Below are 17655 nucleotides of genomic sequence, written 5' to 3'. Positions count from 1 at the left end.
GCTTATCTCCCTGCCTGCGGCTGCAGTATTTCGCGCAGGAGATCGGGAGTGACGTTCAGCTGGCCGATCTTGGTGGCGTTGTCGGCAAGGTCGCGGAAGGCGAGCGCCATCAACTGGCCGGGGTCCATGCCGACCGAAGCCAGCGCCTGCAGCATCTTGGGATCGGCGTCGCCGAACGATTTCATCATGGCAGCCAGGCCATAGGCCTTGGCATCGGCCTCCTCGCGCGCATTGCCCGAAGCGAGAGCGACGAGGGCCTTGTTCTGTTCCTCGAGCGCGATCTTGCCGGTCATCTCCTCGCGGCGGATCTGCAGCTGCCGCTCCTGCACCGAGCGTTCCGCATCCATCTGCGCCTCGCGAACCTGACGCTTCTTGTTTTCAACGGCGATCTCGGTCGCCAGTTCGTTCTCCTTGATGGTTCTTTCCTGCTCAACGCTTGCGTTGCGGCGGGCATAGATCGCCTCGTCGGCACTGCGCAGCAGCGCTTCACGCGCGCCGGCTTCCAGTGCCTTGGCGGTTTCCGGCTTGGGTTTGACCGCAAGGATCGACAGGCTGAGGAGTTCCAGACCCAGCGCCTGCAGCACCGGATGATCATGCAATACCCCTGCCACGCGGCCGACCAGCAGCTCGCCCGCGGCCAGCACATCTTTCAGCGACAGGGCCTGCACCTCGGCGCGCATGACGACCTGAACCTGATCGATCAACCGCTGCGACAGCTTCTGTGGATCTTCCGAACCGTAGATCCCTTTGGCGTTGAGCGAAAAATCGAGGAGCTCCGCCGTCCGCTTCGGCTCGGCGATGCGATAGGTGATCTGCCCCTGAACGGTCACTTCCTGGAAGTCCGCCGTCACTTCCGGGAAAATGAAGGGCTCGTTGACGCTCGCAGTCGGCACCACGACCAGCGAGCTCGACGGCGCAAAATACCAGAACGAGAGCCCTGCGCCCTCCCGCTGCGGCTGACCGCTGCGATACTGGATTACATATTGGGTCGGCTGAGCCTTGATGAAACGAAATCCGAACATGAATGCCTCCTGAAAAGTGGCTTTGCGACTGCGATGAGGCGAACAAACATCAGTTATTGTATTTTGTCAACTAAGTTAGTTGAAACTTTACACTAAGTATTTGCTGCGCTATGTAGAAAGCCATGAACAGCCCAGATGACCTTCATCAGAGACCGATCGTTTCGGTCGATCTTGCAATTTTCGCATTGGCGCCAGACGGACTTGAGGTTCTGCTGGCGCAACGCGGCGCGGAGCCGTTTGCCGGCAGCTGGGCCCTGCCCGGCGGCTGGATTCACGTCGACGAAGACCGAGACTTGGAGGCGGCGGCGCAACGTGTGCTCCGCGACAAGACCGGGGTCGCCGCGCCCTATTTCGAGCAGGTTGGCGTTTTCGGCGATGCAGCGCGCGATCCCCGCGGCTGGAGCTTGAGCGTGACCTACATGGCGCTGATCGCCAAGGAAGCTGTCACCCTCATGCACGGCGGCAATGCCACCGGCGCGGCATGGCATCCGATCGGGAGCGACACCGCGACGATCCCGCTTGCCTTCGACCACGCCGCCATTTTGAAGGCTGCGGTCACGCGGCTACGCAACAAGGTAGAATACACGACCTTGCCCGTTCACCTCCTGCCCGAAGCGTTCACGCTTAGCGAATTGCAGGCGGTCTATGAGCGACTTCTCGGACGCCTTCTCGATAAGTCTGCCTTCCGAAAGCGCATTGCTGAGGTGGATTTCATCGAGCCGATTGCGGGAGAGATGCGTCGGGCCAGCAATCGCCCTGCCCAGCTCTACCGGCTCAAACAGGCGCGCTCGACCGTCTTCTTCGACCGGACGATTTGAGCCAACCGATTTCCACAGATGAGGCAGTTCACCTTTGACACCGGCCTCTTTTTGTCCAAACTCTGCCTTTGTGATGGTACAAATAGGCCCGGGACCGATTGAAACGGCCCAACAAGACGTCTAAGCCCTGCCGGCCAGCCCGGTCGCAAGGGCTCCAGAATCTAAAGGGCAGAGCGTGATGTTGTCCGAAAACCGTTTACACTTTTCGGCATCGCGCTCTGGTAAACAGGAATAAGCGGCGGCAGGAGTTGGAGTGACTGATCCCTACGATATTCTCGGCGTTGCGCGCGATGCGAACGAAGAGCAGATCAAAGCGGCCTATCGCAAGCGGGCAAAGGCCGCGCATCCCGATTCCGGCGGCGACACCGATACCTTCTCGCGATTGCAGAAGGCCTATGAGCTGCTTCTCGACCCGGTGCGCCGGAAAGTCTTTGACGATACCGGCTATGACGTCGAGCTGACGGATGCGGTCGACCTGCAGGCACTGGTCGCCATCGAAAAGCTCATCACGGAGATGGTGTTGGACGAACGCGAGCCTGGAACCTTCGATCCTGTTGCCAAGATGCGGGCGGCTCTGCTTGAGGAAATCCGCAAGGCGCATTTCAGCAAGAGCGAACTGGAGCGGCATTCCAACCGCATCGGGCTTCATCTCGACCGTCTCGGTAAGCGCCCCGGCAAGGATGTCGTCGGCCACATGCTGCGCGCCCGCATCAAGGCGATCGCGACCGCCATTACCGAAACGGAAGCAAAGATCGGCGCCAGCGAGCGTGCTTGCGATATGCTCGACGGCTATCTCTATGTCATGAACGAACCCGACGACGAGATTGAACTTGCACCCGACATCGAGTGGGATGACGCGCCAAAGGTTCGCTCCGCCGCCCAGTGAGACCGGCCAGTGCTCTGGCCGTGCGGCTATGACTGATCACAGTTTCCGATGACACCGACGGCAAGTGCCACCTCGTCTGGTCTCCGGCCGCGTTCGAGTTTGCGTTGAAAACGGCAGACCTACGCGTTTATCTCGATCGTGGAATCTTTTTGGCAACGTAATGTTGCAATGCAACAACCATCCCTAGACAAATCGAAGAGCTGGCCTAGATCAAGCCTCCAGAGCGCCGCCTCCCAATCCATCGAAGGATGACGAAGCGGCAATGGACCGATGCCGGGCAAGGCTGGCGTCGGTTTGGGATCAATAAGGCGAGGTATGCGGTTGCTGGCTTCCGAAGCAGATGAAATCGTCTTTGAACATCTGAGTGAAAACCGATCGCGGGCAGCCTTGAGAGGCGCATTCTGGTCGGCCCTGGACACATTGATCCCGACCGCGCTCAACAGCCTCGTCTTCGTCGTGACCTCGCGATTTCTTCTGCCGCAGGATTTCGGCCTCGTTGCGCTCGCCTTCGCCATCGTCAGCTTCACCGCCGGCTTTGGCCCCACCGCCTTCGGCGAGGCGCTGATCCAGCAGAAGTCGATCCGGCGCAGCCACCTCGATACCGTCTTCTGGCTTTCCTTCTTTGCGGCAGCCATTCTTTACGCAGCACTATTTGTGCTGTCACCGACGGTTGCCCATTGGGTCGGCCATGACGAGATCGTCAACCTTCTGATGATCATCGGGCTGAAGATCTTCTTCGACATGATGATCATCGTTCCGAACGCCCTGATCGGCAGGACGATGTCCTTTCATCTGGCGGCCGTTCGTACCGCGATCGCCACCTTCGTCTCGGCGACCATCTGCCTGTCGCTCATCCTTGCCGGTTTTGGCCTGTGGGCGCTCGCGATCGCGCAGATCGCCGCACCCGCCGCAGCCTGCGTTGCGGCCTTCTGGGGGGCAAGGTGGCTGCCTGGTGTCCGGATCAAGCTGTCGAGCCTGCGAGAGCTGCTGCATTACGGCATCTTCGCCTCCGGCAACCGCTTCCTGCAGACCATGAACCTCGATCAGCTGATCATCGGTACGCTGGTGAGCCCTGCCGCTCTCGGTATCTATAATTTCGCCCGGCGGCTCTACGAGATGCTCAACAATGTCGTGGCTGGCGGCCTGACTTCAGTCAGCCACGTGCTGCTTTCCTCTCTACAGCACGACCAGAACAAGGTGCGCGAGGCCTTCCTCATGGCGACCTTCGGTTGCTCGCTGGTATCCTTTCCCGCCTTCATGGGGCTCGCGGCCGTCGCCGATGATGCGATTCCGCTGATCTTCGGCGCGCATTGGACGGCGGCGATCTGGCCGGTTCGCTTCTTCTGTGTGATCGGCCTCATGGGCGGCATCGGCGTTATTCAGGCGTCGCTCATCACCAGCCAGGGCAAGTCCGATTGGTGGTTCTATTATCAACTGGTACGCAACATCGTCACCATTCTGACGGTCCTTGCCCTCTACCAATATGGCGTCTCGACCATCGTCTTTGCGCTGATGCTCGAAGTGCTGATGCTGTGGCCTGCCACATTGTGGATGGTCTCCCGGCTGATCGGGCTCAGCATTCCGCAATATTTCGGCCAGTTCCTAAGGCCAATCGCTGCCTATCTCGGCATGCTCGTCGCGGTTCTGGCTACGTCGTCTGCCTTGAGCGACTGGTCCATGGCCGGACGCCTGGTCTGCGAGATTCTCGTCGGCGGCATTACCTATTCGGCTCTGATCTTCCTTCTATGCAGGGAAAGGATTCTCTTCCTGGTGCGCACGACCCTGCAAGGTCGCCGCGCCCGAACCCAATAACGAGATTGCGGCTGCCAGACCCAGCAAAGACATGGGCCTGCAGCGCCTCTTCAGTTCCCGCAACAGCCGTACCTTCTCTCAAAAGGGCGTGTCATGACACTGGTTACCTTCATCATCCCCGTTCGCCATCAGGCCAATTCCAACGACTGGCCTTCGCTGAAAAGCCGTCTATCCCAAACGATCGCCTCCATTTCCGGGCAATCCAACGGCGACTGGCGCGGCGTCATCGTTGCCAATGAAGGTGCCGATCTGCCGGACCTGCCGCCAAAATTCTCCGTCGAGCGGGTCACCTTCCCGCCGAACCAGCTGCACGATATCAATGGCGCCGACAGGGAAAAGGTCTATGACGCCTTTCGGCTGGACAAGGGGCGCCGAGTGTTAAGCGGCATGCTGTCTGCGCGCGACACGCGCTTCTTCATGATCGTCGACGACGATGATTTCGTCAGCGCCAATATCGTCGAATTTGCCGGCAGGAACAGCAATGCCAATGGCTGGAAGATCGACCGCGGCTATCTCTGGAACGAAGGTGGCCGGTTGCTGCTGCATCACAATGACTTCGCCAATTTCTGCGGCACGTCGCTGATTATCCGCTCCGACCTCTATGGGCTGCCGGCCAGCTTTGAGGAGGCCGATATCGACTACATCAAGTCGATGCTCGGCAGCCATGTCCGCATCGGCAAGATACTTGCAGATGCCGGTCACCCGCTCGGGTCGCTCCCCTTCCGCGGCGCCATCTACCGGGTCGGGCATGCCGGCGCGCACAGCAAGTCTTCCAACCTCATCCGGACGCACTTTTTGAACGCATCGGTGCTGCGCCGCCCCCGCCAACTTCTGTCCAATCTCTCGCGTGTCCGCCCGCTAGATCAAAGCCTGCGACGCGAATTCTTCGGTGCCCGCACGATTGGATAGAACATACGCGGTGCTGTTATCCAAAGAGGTCTCGACCCATGACGGCTGATACGCCCAGACACAGATATGCCGCCCTGGATGCGATGCGCGGCCTCGCGGCACTCGCCGTTGTCGTCTATCACCTCGACAGGCCCTATGCGCCGTCGGCCTATATCGCCGTCGACTTCTTCTTCGTGCTGAGCGGCTTCGTCATCGCTCGAGCCTATGGCGAAAAGCTCGCCGCCGGCATGACCGTCCTTGCCTTCATGAAGGCGCGCTACGCCCGCCTCTACCCGCTATTTCTGATTGGCAGCGTCTTCGGCCTCGGGCAATTGCTGATGCACTGGCAGGCAGCCGGCGTCGGACGGGCGGATCTTGGGGCGAGCATTTTATCGACCGTCTTCATGCTGCCGTCGCCGAGCTTCCTGACGCGATCGCCCGGCGATATCTGGCCGCTCTATCCGCTAAACGGGCCGGCATGGTCGCTGTTTTGGGAACTATTGGCCAATTTGGTCTTCGCGCTCGTATTGTTCAGGCTTAAAACGCGAAGCCTTGTTCTCATCGCCGCCGCATCCCTGGCGATGCTGGTCGGTTCGGTCTTCTTTCACAAATCGCTCGATCTCGGCTGGGAATGGCGCTCGGTCGACGGCGGTCTCGCGCGCGTCTTCTTCTCCTTCACGCTCGGTATGATCATCTATCGCCTTCGAAACGTCACCTCGCTCGGACGGACGGTAAACAGCTATGCCGCCCTGTTGCCCATCGCGGCGATCTGCCTCCTGCTGTTTCTGCCGACTTACTCGCTGAAATATGCGCTGGTGTTCTGTGTCCTGGTCTCGCCGCTGATCGTCCTTGCCGGCACGATGCTCGAATTGCCGCCCAAGCTGCAGCAGCCAGGCATTTTTCTCGGCTATCTCTCCTACCCGATCTATATGTGCCATCGCGGTTTTACGGAGATCTACGGGCATCTGATGCGTGATATACAACTGCCGCATCCCATCTACATCGCGATCTACCTCATCGCGATCATCATCATAGCGCTCATTTCGGCAAAGCTTGCAACGATGCTGGTTGGCTATGCCGGGTCCTTGAAAACGGCGCCGAAGAGCGCTAGAGCAACTCAGGGTAACTGATCTTGCCCGGTCAGGTGTGAATGGCGGCCAGTGCAATGGCATCGGCCACCTCCTCGAGGCGTTCGGAAAGAGTGGCCGTTACTACGCGCAGGTGACTGCTCGGCAGAATAGAGAATTTTGCGCCCGGACTGACCGCGATGCCGCGTGCCGCCAACGTGACCATTGCGAATGGTTCGGATGAAATCGGTATCCAGGCACATAGGCCAGCACCGTGCAGTGCAGGCACCTCGCGCTCGCCGAGTGCGTCGATCAGTGCAGCGCGGCGTTTAGCATAGACGTTGCGGGCATGATCCAAACAGGCTTCGGTCGCGGGATCGCGCAACAGCCATGCCGCCGCCGATTGAAGGATACGGCTCGTCCAGCCGGCACTGAAGCTGCGATAGGATTGAATCTGATCGACGATGGCCCGCGAACTCGACAGCACCGCCAGCCGCAGATCAGGCCCATGCGTCTTCGAAAACGAGAGAATATGGATGACGCGATCGGGATAAAGATGTCCCATCGACTGGCGTGGCGCGGCGGAAATATCCGCCACACCGTCATCCTCGACGATCAGCGTATCCTTGTCGCGAAGGATCTCCGCAAGTTTTGCCATACGGGTCGCGCTCACACTCTGGCCGGTGACGGAATGAAGACGCGGCTGGAAGACAAAGGCGACCGGGCGATATTTCATCGCCTCCTCCAGCGATGACGCCAGAGGGCCTTCTTCATCGCAGCGCACGGGGATAATTCGAGCGCCGCGATCTTCGAGAATATCGAGAAGCCGCATGCCGGTCGGATCCTCGATGGCGACCGCGGCGCCCGGCATGACCAAAGCATTGATCAGCGTATAGACGGCATTGTATCCGCCGTTGGTCGCAAGGAGAGCCTCCGGCTCGTAGGGCCAGGTTTTCCTGACTGCCGCCTCGAGCTCCGGGAGAATGCGGCTGCGCTCATAGCTATTGAGATTGGCGGCCGAAGCACCGTAGGCCATCGCGGCCTCCAGCTGCGGAAGTAGCTGTACATCCGGACCTGCTGATGTCAGATCAAGGACGTGATCGCCATAGTGTCCGGCGCTTGCAAGTCGGGCCGGCTGGTTGATGAAACGATCGCCGCTGACCCAAGTGCCATTGCGGCCACGCCCGCTGATGATTTTCTGGCGCCTAAGTTCGCTCCATGCTTCCGAGAGCGTCGCCGGGCTTATGCCGAGCGCAAATGCGAGATCGCGGATCGGAGGCAACTTCGTACCGACGGGCAGCGCTCCTGCGCGGATGAGCGCGCTCGTCTCCAATGCGATGCCACGAATCGTCCGGTCGTTCAATTTTTCGGCAAACCACGCCGCATCTCGATTTCCGCTCATTCTCGCGCCATTTTAATGTTCAATAACGTAATAACATTTGATCACCTCATATTGAACATTTACTCACTTGGAAAACAAGTTTTTCGCGAGTGAATTTCATGCCTCTTACTCTCCGCCTGGCCCTGCGCGATTGGGACTACATAACGCCGCTGATCCTGGGCGATGTCTCCTCCCCGAAACTTGACCTCAAGGTGGACCGGGTCGGAACCCTGATCTCGCATGTCGGCAAAAGCGACGACTATGATGCAGCCGAAACCTCGTTCAGCCGCTACACGCAGATGCGCATCGAAGGCGACGACAGCATCGTCGGCATGCCGAATTTCATCATGCGCGGCTTTCGCCATCGCTGCGTCATCACGACCAAGGAGAGCCCCGTCACGAGCTTTCCCCAACTGGCGGGCAAGCGCATCGGCGTCACGGGCTGGCGGGATTCTGGCAACACCTGGACGCGCGCAGCGCTTCGCCGCGAAGGGGTCGGCGTCGAGGATGCTGTGTGGTATGCCGGTCGCCTGACCGAGGCCCATCCGATCACCGACCGTCTCGATGGGTTCGGCCGCACCGGCCGCATCGAGGCTGCCCCCGGCGAACGCCCGATGATGGATCTGCTCAGGGAAGGCCAGCTCGACGCGATTTTCACGCCTTTCATGCCGGACGGCTATTTCGCTGGCAATTCCGGTTTCCGCCAGCTTCTGCCGGATTTCCGTACCGCGGAGCATCACTATTTTGCCGATGTGGGCTATGTACCCGGTATGCACCTGATCGGCTTCAGGTCGGAGTTTGTCGCGGAGCATCCGTGGGTCATGGCCGAATTGAACGCCCTGCTCGATGAATCGCAGCGCGTGTGGCTGAGCAAGCGGCGCAAATATGCCGATACGACACCCTTCATGCTCGACGAATTGTTGAAATCAGCAACCGAGCTGCCGGAGGGCTGGGATGCGAGCGGCTTTGCCGCCAATCGCAAGATGATCGCGGACTTCGCCTCGGAACTGCATGTGCAGGGCATTCTGTCGAGACTGATGACACCGGAGGAGCTCTTTCCGCTCGATGTCGACGGCAGCCGGACGGGCGACGCCTGATCATCATCAGAAATTCAAAGACGCAAAGCAAAAGGGGAACAAGCATGTCATTGAAAAAACTCACATACATCGCTGCGGCAAGCCTGATGATTTCGGGTTCGGCCTTCGCTGAGGACGCTGCATTGCCGAAGCTCTCGGTCAATGAACAGCTCCATGCCAAATTGCCGGAGAACATTCGCACCTCGGGCAAGATGGTATCCGTCAACAGCGGCTCCTTCCCTCCCTATGAGATCGTCAACGGCGCCTCCGATGTTACCGGCGCAAGCGCCGAGTTGACCAAGGCAATCGGGCAGATTCTCGGCGTCGAGATCGGCCACGCGACGGTCGGCGGCCTGCCCGCCCTCTTGAGTGGTATCAATTCGGGCCGCTTCCAATATGCCGAAGGTCCGGTCGGTGATTTCAAGTCGCGCGAAGATGCCAATGACTTCGTCGATTATGTTCAGGAATTCGTCGTCTTCGCCGTCGAAAAGGGCAACCCGAAGGGCATCACTGCGCTCGACACCGCCTGCGGCCATCGCATCGCCGTGATGGCGGGCGGATCGGCAGAGAAAGTCATCAAGGCGCAGGCCGAGAAATGCACGAAGGACGGTAAGCCGGCGCTGCAGGTTCAATCCTTCACCGATCAGCCTACATCGATCCTTTCCGTGCGCTCGAAGCGTTCCGACGCATTTTTCTCCTCTCAGGCACCGCTGACCTACTTCGTTTCGCAGGCAAACGGCCAGCTGGAGCTGGCGGGCGTCGGCCAGAAGAACGGCTTCGACGACCTGTTCCAAGGTGCGGTTTTGCCGAAGAATTCGCCGCTCAGCCCGATTTTGCGCGATGCGATCAAGGAATTGGTCGACAACGGCACCTATGCGGCCATCATGAAGAAGTGGGGCCTTGAGAACAACATGATCAAGGAGCCCGGTATCAACCTGGCGGCACAGGCGAGCAAATGACGAGCAATCCCAGAGACAGTGCACCGCCGCCATCCGGCGGTGCAGATCTTGAGCTGAGGGATGTGGCAAACGCCCATACGCCATTCCCCAAGGGCCGTGTCGCGGCCTGGGCCGTGACGCTTCTGATTGCCGCCTACTGTGCCTGGTCGATCGCCCGCAACGACAACTTCGGCTGGCATGTCGTCGGCCAGTATTTCTTCGATCCGGTCGTTATCGATGGCCTTTATGTTTCGCTTGGGCTGACTGTCGTCGCCATGGCCTTCGGTATCGTGCTCGGCCTGCTGCTGGCGATCGCCCGGCTGTCGAAGGATACGCTGGCAAGCTCGCTCGCTTCGCTCTACATCTGGTTCTTCCGCGGCACGCCGCTGCTCGTGCAGTTGATCTTCTGGTACAATCTCTCGACGCTCTTCCCGACGCTGTCGATCGGCATCCCCTTCGGCCCGACTTTCATCAGCTGGGACACCAATTCTGTCATCAGCCCGATGACGGCGGCGATTGCCGGCCTCGCCCTCAACGAAGCGGCCTATATGGCCGAGATCATTCGCGGCGGCCTGCTTTCGGTCGACAAGGGCCAGTTCGAGACGGCCGAAGCCTTCGGCATGACGCGCATACGCGCTCTGCGCCGCATCATTATCCCGCAGGCCATGCGGTCCATCGTGCCGCCGACCGGCAACCAGCTGATCAGTATGATCAAGGCGACTTCACTCGTCAGCGTCATTGCCATGGCCGACCTGCTCTATTCCGTCCAGTCGATCTACAATCGCACCTTCGAAGTCATTCCGATGCTTCTGGTCGCGGTGATATGGTACCTGCTGATCACCTCGGTGCTGAATATCGGTCAGAGCTACATAGAGCGCCATTATAGCCGCGCCGACCGGCGCTCCGCCGCCACGAAGGCCGCAAAGGAAGGCACCCCAGCGCTCGTGCCGGCACAGGAGGCGGGACAATGAACGTCGCAATGCATGCCGACACAACAGTGGAGCCGCTCGTTCGCGCCCGCAATGTCCACAAATCCTTCGAACATCTCGAGGTTCTAAAGGGTATCGACCTTGATGTGACACCGGGAGAAGTGGTCGTCATCCTCGGCCCATCCGGTTCCGGGAAGTCGACGTTTCTGCGCTGCATCAATCACCTGGAATCGATCAATCGCGGTTCCATCGAAGTGGATGGCGAGCAGATCGGCTACCGGCTGAACAAGGGGCGGCTCGTCAAGCTGTCCAACCATGCGATCGCGCTGCAGCGACGCAAGATCGGCATGGTGTTCCAGCAGTTCAATCTCTATCCGCATATGACGGCTCTGCAGAATGTCATCGAAGCGCCGATCGGCATCCATGGTGAAAGCCGAAAACAGGCAACCGACAATGCCCGGGCGCTGCTCGATCGCGTCGGGCTTTCGGCCAAAGCCGACAATTACCCGCGCCAGCTCTCGGGCGGCCAGCAGCAGCGCGTGGCGATTGCCAGGGCGCTTGCGATCAAGCCGAAGCTGATGCTGTTCGACGAGCCGACCTCCGCTCTCGATCCAGAGCTGGTCGGCGAGGTGCTCGCCACCATGCGCGACCTTGCCAAACAGGGATTGACGATGATCGTCGTCACCCACGAAATCGGCTTTGCGCGCGAAGCAGCCGACCGCGTTGTCTTCATGGATGGCGGCAAGATCGTCGAGCAGGGTAAGCCGGAGGATGTAATCGGCAATCCGCAGCATCCTCGCACCCGAAGCTTCCTGTCGCGCTTCATTTAGCGCGACAGCTCCATCATCACGAATGCCTTCACGCTCTGTGGCGGATGGCGGCTCAAGCGAACCATTGGAATAGCCATGACCCTCGATAACGATTTCGCCCGCCTCACCGACTTCGAACCCATGGAAGCCGGGTTGACCGGCATCCGACAGCATCTGCACGCCAACCCTGAGCTTTCATTCGAAGAGGCGGAAACCGCGCGCTTCGTCGCCGAAAAGCTGGAAGCCTGGGGCTATGAGGTGACACGCAATGTCGGCGGCCACGGCGTCGTCGCCCGGCTTACCTCTGGAGCCGGCAAGAAGAGCATCGCCATCCGTGCCGACATGGATGCGCTGCCGATCCTCGAACAGACCGGCCGCCCATATGCCAGCAAGACGCCGGGGAAAATGCATGCCTGCGGCCACGACGGCCATACGACGATGCTCCTGGGGGCTGCCGAGTATCTCGCTCGTACCCGCCGCTTCAACGGCACTGTGAACCTGATTTTCCAGCCCGCCGAGGAGGCCGGAGTGATCAGTGGCGCCCAGGCCATGATCAAGGACGGCCTGTTCGAACGCTTTCCCTTTGACGCGATTTTTGGCCTGCACAATCATCCAGGCGCTCCGGAGGGCAGCTGGCTGATGCGCTCAGGCCCGATGATGGCGGCAGCCGATACCGTCGAGATCACCATAACCGGCAAGGGCGGCCACGCCTCACGCCCGCACCTGACCATCGACCCCATCGTCGTCGCCTGCAACCTCGTCATCAGCCTGCAGACGGTGGTTGCACGAAGCATTGACCCCACGCAGACGGCTGTGGTGACGGTCGGCTCCATTCACGCCGGTGAAGCGTCAAACGTCATTCCTGAAAGTGCAAGGATGGCGCTGAGCGTGCGCTCCTTCGACCCGAAGATCCGTGAACTTCTGGAAACAAGGATCCGCCAGCTGACGCAATCCGTTGCCGAGGGTTATGGCGCCAGCGTCGATATCAACTACATCCGCGGCTATCCAGTCGTCGTCAATTCGGAAAAGGAGACCGAACTGGCGCGCACGGTAGCGGAAGAGCTTGTCGGCGCCGACAAGGTCTCGACCTGTAACCTCATTCCCGGCAGCGAAGACTTCGCCTACTTCCTCGAACGTAAGCCCGGCAGTTTCCTGCGCCTCGGCAATGGCGTCAACTCGCCGGTGCTGCACAGCGCAAAATATGATTTCGCCGATGAAAGTCTGACGGCCGGCGCTGCCATGTGGGCACGCCTGACCGAACGCTATCTCGACGCTTAGGACGCGATACCGCTCAGCATGCCGCAACAGCCCCGGGGTAGATAATCGGGGCCGCTGCGAGTTTCTTCTAGAGATACTGGGAAGAAGAACGGCGTGTGGCGCCGTTTGAAGATCTCTTCGGATCAGGGCGCGATCAACAGCGATCGCGGAAAGCCCATCATTTGTTCAGAGATGCAAGACGCTCTGTTGCGGCAGGTGCGGTATTCTCTCGAGTATCCGCGCGCAGCCCGGTCTTCAGCTGCAGGTCCTGCGCCTGCACCAGCCGCCACTCGCTTTCGAGGCGATCAATCACATACGTAGGAATCTCATTTCTTACGTTTTCGAACTCTTGCATCACGACCTCCATTGTCATGCGATAATGGGATGACATGGAAGAGTTTCTTTGTAAATCAAGGCATTAAATAATTTAAACGATTAAAATTACTCTAATCGTTTGAAATCTCCGCGCTTGTGGAAAAGAAATTGGCCCCCTTCGCTTTTCACAGGCATCGCGATCGCAACAAGGCGAATTTTCGCCAGTGGTCACTGCTGCTTTGATGAAAGAGCAGTATCAGCGCTGCTCCGGTTTAAGGGTTGCGCCAGACCGTTGGGGCCGAAATCCTGTGCTCGCCAAACCGAATCATGGTGTTCGCGCATCGCCTCGGCCGACTGGCGAACGACCTCAGAAATCCGCAGAAGCTGCTTGGCGAGCGGGCTCGTCTTGCGCCAGATCATGCCAATGGTCCGTGAGGGCTGCGGGCTCTGGAACCGCACGGCCGATACCGAGGCAGACCGCGTTTCGACGGCGACCGCCATCTCGGGGATCAGAGTGACGCCGATGCCGGCGCTGACCATTTGCACTAGCGTCGATAGCGAGCTGCCGTCCATCAACTCCCGGGGAAGCGCGGATTGTATGTTGCAGAAGGACAGCGCCTGATCGCGGAAACAATGTCCCTCCTCCAGTAGCAGCAGGCGCATTTCGCGCAGCGCCTCGCGATTAGGCACCGGCTTGCCTTCATCCTCGCTCGGCCGCACCAGCACGAAACTTTCGGAGAAAAGCGCCACCTCCGTCAGGGAGGGCTCGGAGACCGGCAGAGCGACGATAGCCGTATCCAGTCGGCCTTCGGCCAGCTCCTCGACGAGCTTCGACGTCAGCGTCTCCCGCACATGAATATCGAGACCGTCATACAGGTTGGTGAGATTGCCGATGATGGTCGGCAGCAGATAGGGCGCAACCGTCGGGATGATGCCGATCCTCAGGCGCCCGACCGGCTGACTGCGGGAGGCCCGCGCGAGATCCCCCAACTCATCCACGGACCGCAAGATCTCACGGACGCGCTCCGCAAATGCCTCGCCGAAATTGGTGAGACGAACCTGTCGGGCGCCCCTTTCAAAGAGATCGGTACCGAGCTGCTCTTCCAGCTCCTTGATCTGCATCGAGAGGGCGGGCTGGGAGATGGCGCAAACATCGGCCGCACGACCAAAGTGGCCGTGCTTTGCCAAAGCTTCGAAGTAGCGCAGCTGCTTGAGGGTAAGATTTATCATAACCTCACCTTATCGCACCAATCAGGAAATCCAACTTAAATTAATCGAAGAGCTTGGCTAGACTGCACCCAACAGCGGCGGGATGCCGTCGTATGTCATACGCAGCTCACATTGCGAGCTTTGACTAAGTGAATTCATCGATGCCCGGGATCGATCTGAATCCCGGGCATCGAACCGTGTTTTGGTTCCGGCAGACCCGCCACGCGGAGGCTGGAGCGACGAAAGTTCGAAAATTGCTTCCCCAGGGAGGCGAGACCCTTTTTCGGCAGTACAATTCAAGGCATCCAAGGGAGAAAGTCATGGATACTAAGGTTGAAAACGCAGGCAAATGTCCGTTCCCGCACGGCAACACGAACGTCTCGGCAAGATCAAACCGCGACTGGTGGCCGAACCAGCTGAACCTCAAGATCCTTCACCAGGGTTCTTCCTTGTCCAGCCCGCTCGACAACGGCTTCAACTATGCCGAAGCGTTCAAGAAGCTCGACCTGAAGGCGCTCAAGCAAGACCTCGTCGCCCTGATGACGGATTCGCAGGATTGGTGGCCGGCAGACTTTGGCCATTACGGTCCGCTCTTCATTCGCATGGCCTGGCACAGTGCCGGCACTTACCGCACCGGCGACGGCCGCGGTGGCGCCTCCTCCGGCACGCAGCGCTTCGCCCCGCTCAATAGCTGGCCGGATAACGTCAATCTCGACAAGGCACGCCGCCTTCTCTGGCCGATCAAGCAGAAGTACGGCAACAGCATCTCCTGGGCCGACCTCCTGATCCTTACCGGCAACGTCGCACTCGAATCCATGGGCTTCAAAACCTTCGGCTTCGGTGGCGGGCGTGAAGACGTCTGGGAACCGGAAGAAGACATCTATTGGGGTGCGGAAGAGACCTGGCTCGGCGACAAGCGCTATAGCGGTGATCGCAATCTCGAAAATCCGCTTGCAGCCGTGCAGATGGGCCTCATCTACGTCAATCCTGAAGGCCCGAACGGCAATCCCGACCCGTTGGCCGCCGCGCGCGATATCCGCGAAACCTTCGCCCGCATGGCCATGAACGACGAGGAAACGGTTGCCCTTATCGCCGGCGGCCACACCTTCGGCAAGACGCACGGCGCAGGTGACGCTGCCCTCGTCGGTCCCGAACCGGAAGCGGCTGGCATTGAAGAGCAGGGCCTCGGCTGGAAGAACAGCTTCCGCAGCGGCAAGGGCGGCGATGCGATCGGCAGCGGTCTCGAAGTCACCTGGACCTCGACGCCGACCAAGTGGAGCAACAACTTCTTCTGGAACCTGTTCGGTTACGATTGGGAACTGACGAAGAGCCCGGCCGGCGCGCATCAGTGGACGCCGAAGCATGGTGCGGGCGCCAACTCGGTGCCAGATGCGCACGACAAGTCCAAGCGTCACGCTCCGGCCATGCTGACCACAGACCTGGCGCTACGCTTCGACCCCTCCTACGAGAAGATCTCGCGCCACTTCTTCGAGAACCCGGAAGCCTTCGCCGACACCTTTGCTCGCGCCTGGTTCAAGCTGACGCATCGTGACATGGGTCCCCGCGCACGCTACCTCGGCCCGGAAGTGCCGAGCGAAGAGCTCATCTGGCAGGACCCGATCCCGGATGCCGACTACGCGCAGATCGATGCCAACGATATCGCGGCCCTCAAGGGTCAGATCGCAGCTTCCGGCCTGACGATCCCGCAGCTCGTCTCGACGGCCTGGGCGTCTGCCTCGACCTTCCGCGGCTCCGACAAGCGCGGCGGCGCCAACGGCGCGCGCATCCGTCTTTCGCCGCAGAAGGACTGGGAGGCCAACCAGCCGACTCAGCTCGCTTCCGTGCTTGAGGCACTCGAAGGCATCCAGAAGAAGTTCAACGACGCCCAGACCGGCGGCAAGAAGGTATCGATTGCCGATCTGATCGTTCTCGGCGGTTCTGTCGCCATCGAGCAGGCCGCAAAGAAGGCCGGCCATGACGTGGTCGTCCCCTTCACGGCCGGCCGTACCGATGCGTCGCAGGAACAGACGGACGTTGAAGCATTCGCCGTTCTGGAGCCGATCGTGGATGGCTTCCGCAACTATCAGCGGCAGGCCTACACCGTTTCCTCGGAAGAGCTGCTGCTCGACAAGGCGCAGTTGCTGACGCTTTCGGCGCCGGAATTGACCGTGCTCATCGGTGGCCTGCGCGCGCTCAACGCCAATGTCGGCCAGACGCAGCATGGTGTCTTCACCAAGCGCCCGGAAACACTGACCAACGACTTCTTCGTCAACCTGCTCGATATGAGCACGGAGTGGAAGGCGATTTCCGACGCGAAGGACGTGTTCGAGGGGCGTGACCGCGCAACCGGTGACGTCAAGTGGACCGCCACCCGCGCCGATCTGGTCTTCGGCTCCAACTCGCAGCTGCGAGCGATTGCCGAAGTTTATGGCCAGGCCGATGCCGGGCAGAAGTTCGTGCACGACTTCGTGGCTGCCTGGACCAAGGTGATGAACGCCGACCGCTTCGACATCGCCTGATGTGACGTAGAAAGAGATCTGGACGCGGCAACTTCAAACCGCGTCCAGATATGCTGTGTGGCTATTATTGCGCGGCTGGATCAATCCGTTGCCGTAATAGCGCTTTGGGCCCTGTCTTTTCCAATCCATCCATTCAATCGCGAGCGAGCCGGCTGTTCGATCAGATAGAAGCTGGTGGCCCCGCACAAGATTCCCTAAGCCAAAGCGAGAGGCGGCGACATCAGGCCCCTCACAACTGCAATAGAAAACGGCTGCTGCGGAAATCATTATGGATGCCGCGGCAACATCAGTTGACCAGAAGACGGTAAACCGATCTCGATCGAGGATATCATATTGAACAATGCCGTTGGCGATTGCCGCGAGTCCCAATACGAAGATGACTATGCCAGCGGAGCGCATGGCCGCGTGGCGAAGCACCAAGGCTACGACGCCAAGTAGCAGATAGCTGTGCTCTTCGACGCATAACGACCAAATATGGTCGAAGACCGATATGAAACTGCGACTTTCGATGATGACGTAATTCAACGTGAAGGTAAGCGCAGACAGAACGCCGATGATTCCGGGGTTCAACGGCGTTTGAGAAAGCGCGATCGAGGTTACGGCGACGAAGACCAATAAAGTCGGGTAGACGCGGCTAGAGCGTTTCATGTTTTGACGGAAGCGTAGCCTGCGTTTGAGAAGTAGTTGGCGCACTCTTCTGGCTTGATGGTGTTGGCGAGTATGCCCAGA

At 59.6% G+C, this 17655-nt stretch carries 15 protein-coding genes and 1 pseudogene; 11 read left to right on the top strand and 5 right to left on the bottom strand.

Annotated features, from left to right (window positions below; all coding sequences use genetic code 11):
* Nucleotides 1–2: 2 nt before the first annotated feature.
* A complete protein-coding gene (locus tag GGD46_RS22375; protein WP_184708082.1) occupies nt 3–1022 on the bottom strand; it encodes an SPFH domain-containing protein in 1020 nt (339 codons plus the stop codon).
* A 122-nt stretch (nt 1023–1144) separates the two neighbouring features.
* Between GGD46_RS22375 and GGD46_RS22370 the strand changes: the two genes are divergently transcribed.
* The 5 genes from GGD46_RS22370 to GGD46_RS22350 all read left to right on the top strand — a co-directional run bounded on the left by GGD46_RS22370 (nt 1145) and on the right by GGD46_RS22350 (nt 6556).
* Nucleotides 1145–1840 (top strand): NUDIX hydrolase, encoded by a 696-nt coding sequence (locus tag GGD46_RS22370; protein ID WP_184708080.1) that lies wholly within the window; start codon nt 1145–1147, stop codon nt 1838–1840.
* Nucleotides 1841–2093: 253 nt separating this feature from the next.
* A complete protein-coding gene (locus tag GGD46_RS22365) occupies nt 2094–2726 on the top strand; it encodes a J domain-containing protein (RefSeq protein WP_184708078.1) in 633 nt (210 codons plus the stop codon).
* A gap of 315 nt (nt 2727–3041) precedes the next feature.
* Nucleotides 3042–4538, top strand: a complete 1497-nt coding sequence (locus tag GGD46_RS22360; RefSeq protein WP_184708076.1) for a lipopolysaccharide biosynthesis protein — start codon at nt 3042–3044, stop codon at nt 4536–4538.
* Nucleotides 4539–4631: 93 nt separating this feature from the next.
* Nucleotides 4632–5447, top strand: coding sequence for a galactosyl transferase (locus GGD46_RS22355; protein ID WP_184708074.1), 816 nt, complete (start codon nt 4632–4634; stop codon nt 5445–5447).
* A 38-nt stretch (nt 5448–5485) separates the two neighbouring features.
* Nucleotides 5486–6556: an acyltransferase family protein gene (locus GGD46_RS22350; protein WP_184708072.1), complete on the top strand. Its 1071-nt coding sequence runs from the start codon at nt 5486–5488 to the stop codon at nt 6554–6556.
* A gap of 10 nt (nt 6557–6566) precedes the next feature.
* Here GGD46_RS22350 and GGD46_RS22345 read toward each other — a convergent pair whose 3' ends face one another.
* On the bottom strand, nt 6567–7895 hold the full coding sequence (locus GGD46_RS22345; protein ID WP_184708070.1) for a PLP-dependent aminotransferase family protein: 1329 nt from the start codon (nt 7893–7895) through the stop codon (nt 6567–6569).
* 98 nt (nt 7896–7993) lie between these two features.
* On the opposite strand from GGD46_RS22345, the gene GGD46_RS22340 reads away from it, so the two are divergent.
* From GGD46_RS22340 to GGD46_RS22320, 5 genes are all read left to right on the top strand, one after another.
* The gene (locus GGD46_RS22340; RefSeq protein WP_184708068.1) at nt 7994–8971 is read left to right on the top strand and encodes a nitrate ABC transporter substrate-binding protein; all 978 of its coding nucleotides are present in this window, start codon (nt 7994–7996) and stop codon (nt 8969–8971) included.
* Nucleotides 8972–9015: 44 nt separating this feature from the next.
* Nucleotides 9016–9909, top strand: a complete 894-nt coding sequence (locus GGD46_RS22335) for an ABC transporter substrate-binding protein (protein ID WP_184708066.1) — start codon at nt 9016–9018, stop codon at nt 9907–9909.
* Nucleotides 9906–10859 (top strand): amino acid ABC transporter permease, encoded by a 954-nt coding sequence (locus GGD46_RS22330; RefSeq protein WP_184708064.1) that lies wholly within the window; start codon nt 9906–9908, stop codon nt 10857–10859. Before GGD46_RS22335 ends, GGD46_RS22330 begins: the two co-directional genes overlap by 4 nt.
* 8 nt (nt 10860–10867) lie before the next feature.
* Nucleotides 10868–11647, top strand: a complete 780-nt coding sequence (locus tag GGD46_RS22325) for an amino acid ABC transporter ATP-binding protein (RefSeq protein ID WP_184708298.1) — start codon at nt 10868–10870, stop codon at nt 11645–11647.
* 75 nt (nt 11648–11722) lie between these two features.
* Complete coding sequence (locus GGD46_RS22320; RefSeq protein ID WP_184708062.1) at nt 11723–12904, top strand: M20 aminoacylase family protein; 1182 nt, start codon at nt 11723–11725, stop codon at nt 12902–12904.
* 157 nt (nt 12905–13061) lie between these two features.
* On the opposite strand, the gene GGD46_RS22315 is transcribed toward GGD46_RS22320, so the two are convergent.
* On the bottom strand, nt 13062–13238 hold the full coding sequence (locus GGD46_RS22315; RefSeq protein WP_184708060.1) for a hypothetical protein: 177 nt from the start codon (nt 13236–13238) through the stop codon (nt 13062–13064).
* 188 nt (nt 13239–13426) lie between these two features.
* Nucleotides 13427–14428 carry a hydrogen peroxide-inducible genes activator gene (locus tag GGD46_RS22310; RefSeq protein WP_246806446.1) on the bottom strand — a complete coding sequence of 334 codons (1002 nt, stop codon included), beginning with the start codon at nt 14426–14428 and terminating at the stop codon, nt 13427–13429.
* A 299-nt stretch (nt 14429–14727) separates the two neighbouring features.
* Between GGD46_RS22310 and katG the strand changes: the two genes are divergently transcribed.
* On the top strand, nt 14728–16926 hold the full coding sequence (gene katG, locus GGD46_RS22305) for a catalase/peroxidase HPI (RefSeq protein ID WP_184708058.1): 2199 nt from the start codon (nt 14728–14730) through the stop codon (nt 16924–16926).
* A gap of 33 nt (nt 16927–16959) precedes the next feature.
* Here the strand turns inward: katG and GGD46_RS22300 are convergent.
* Nucleotides 16960–17655: pseudogene (locus GGD46_RS22300) on the bottom strand (hypothetical protein); the annotation flags it as partial.

The organism is Martinezella lusitana (assembly GCF_014207095.1).
GTDB lineage: Bacteria > Pseudomonadota > Alphaproteobacteria > Rhizobiales > Rhizobiaceae > Rhizobium > Rhizobium lusitanum_B.
The sequence above is the reverse complement of the archived record's forward strand: the minus strand, read 5'-3'. Positions and strand labels throughout refer to the sequence as shown.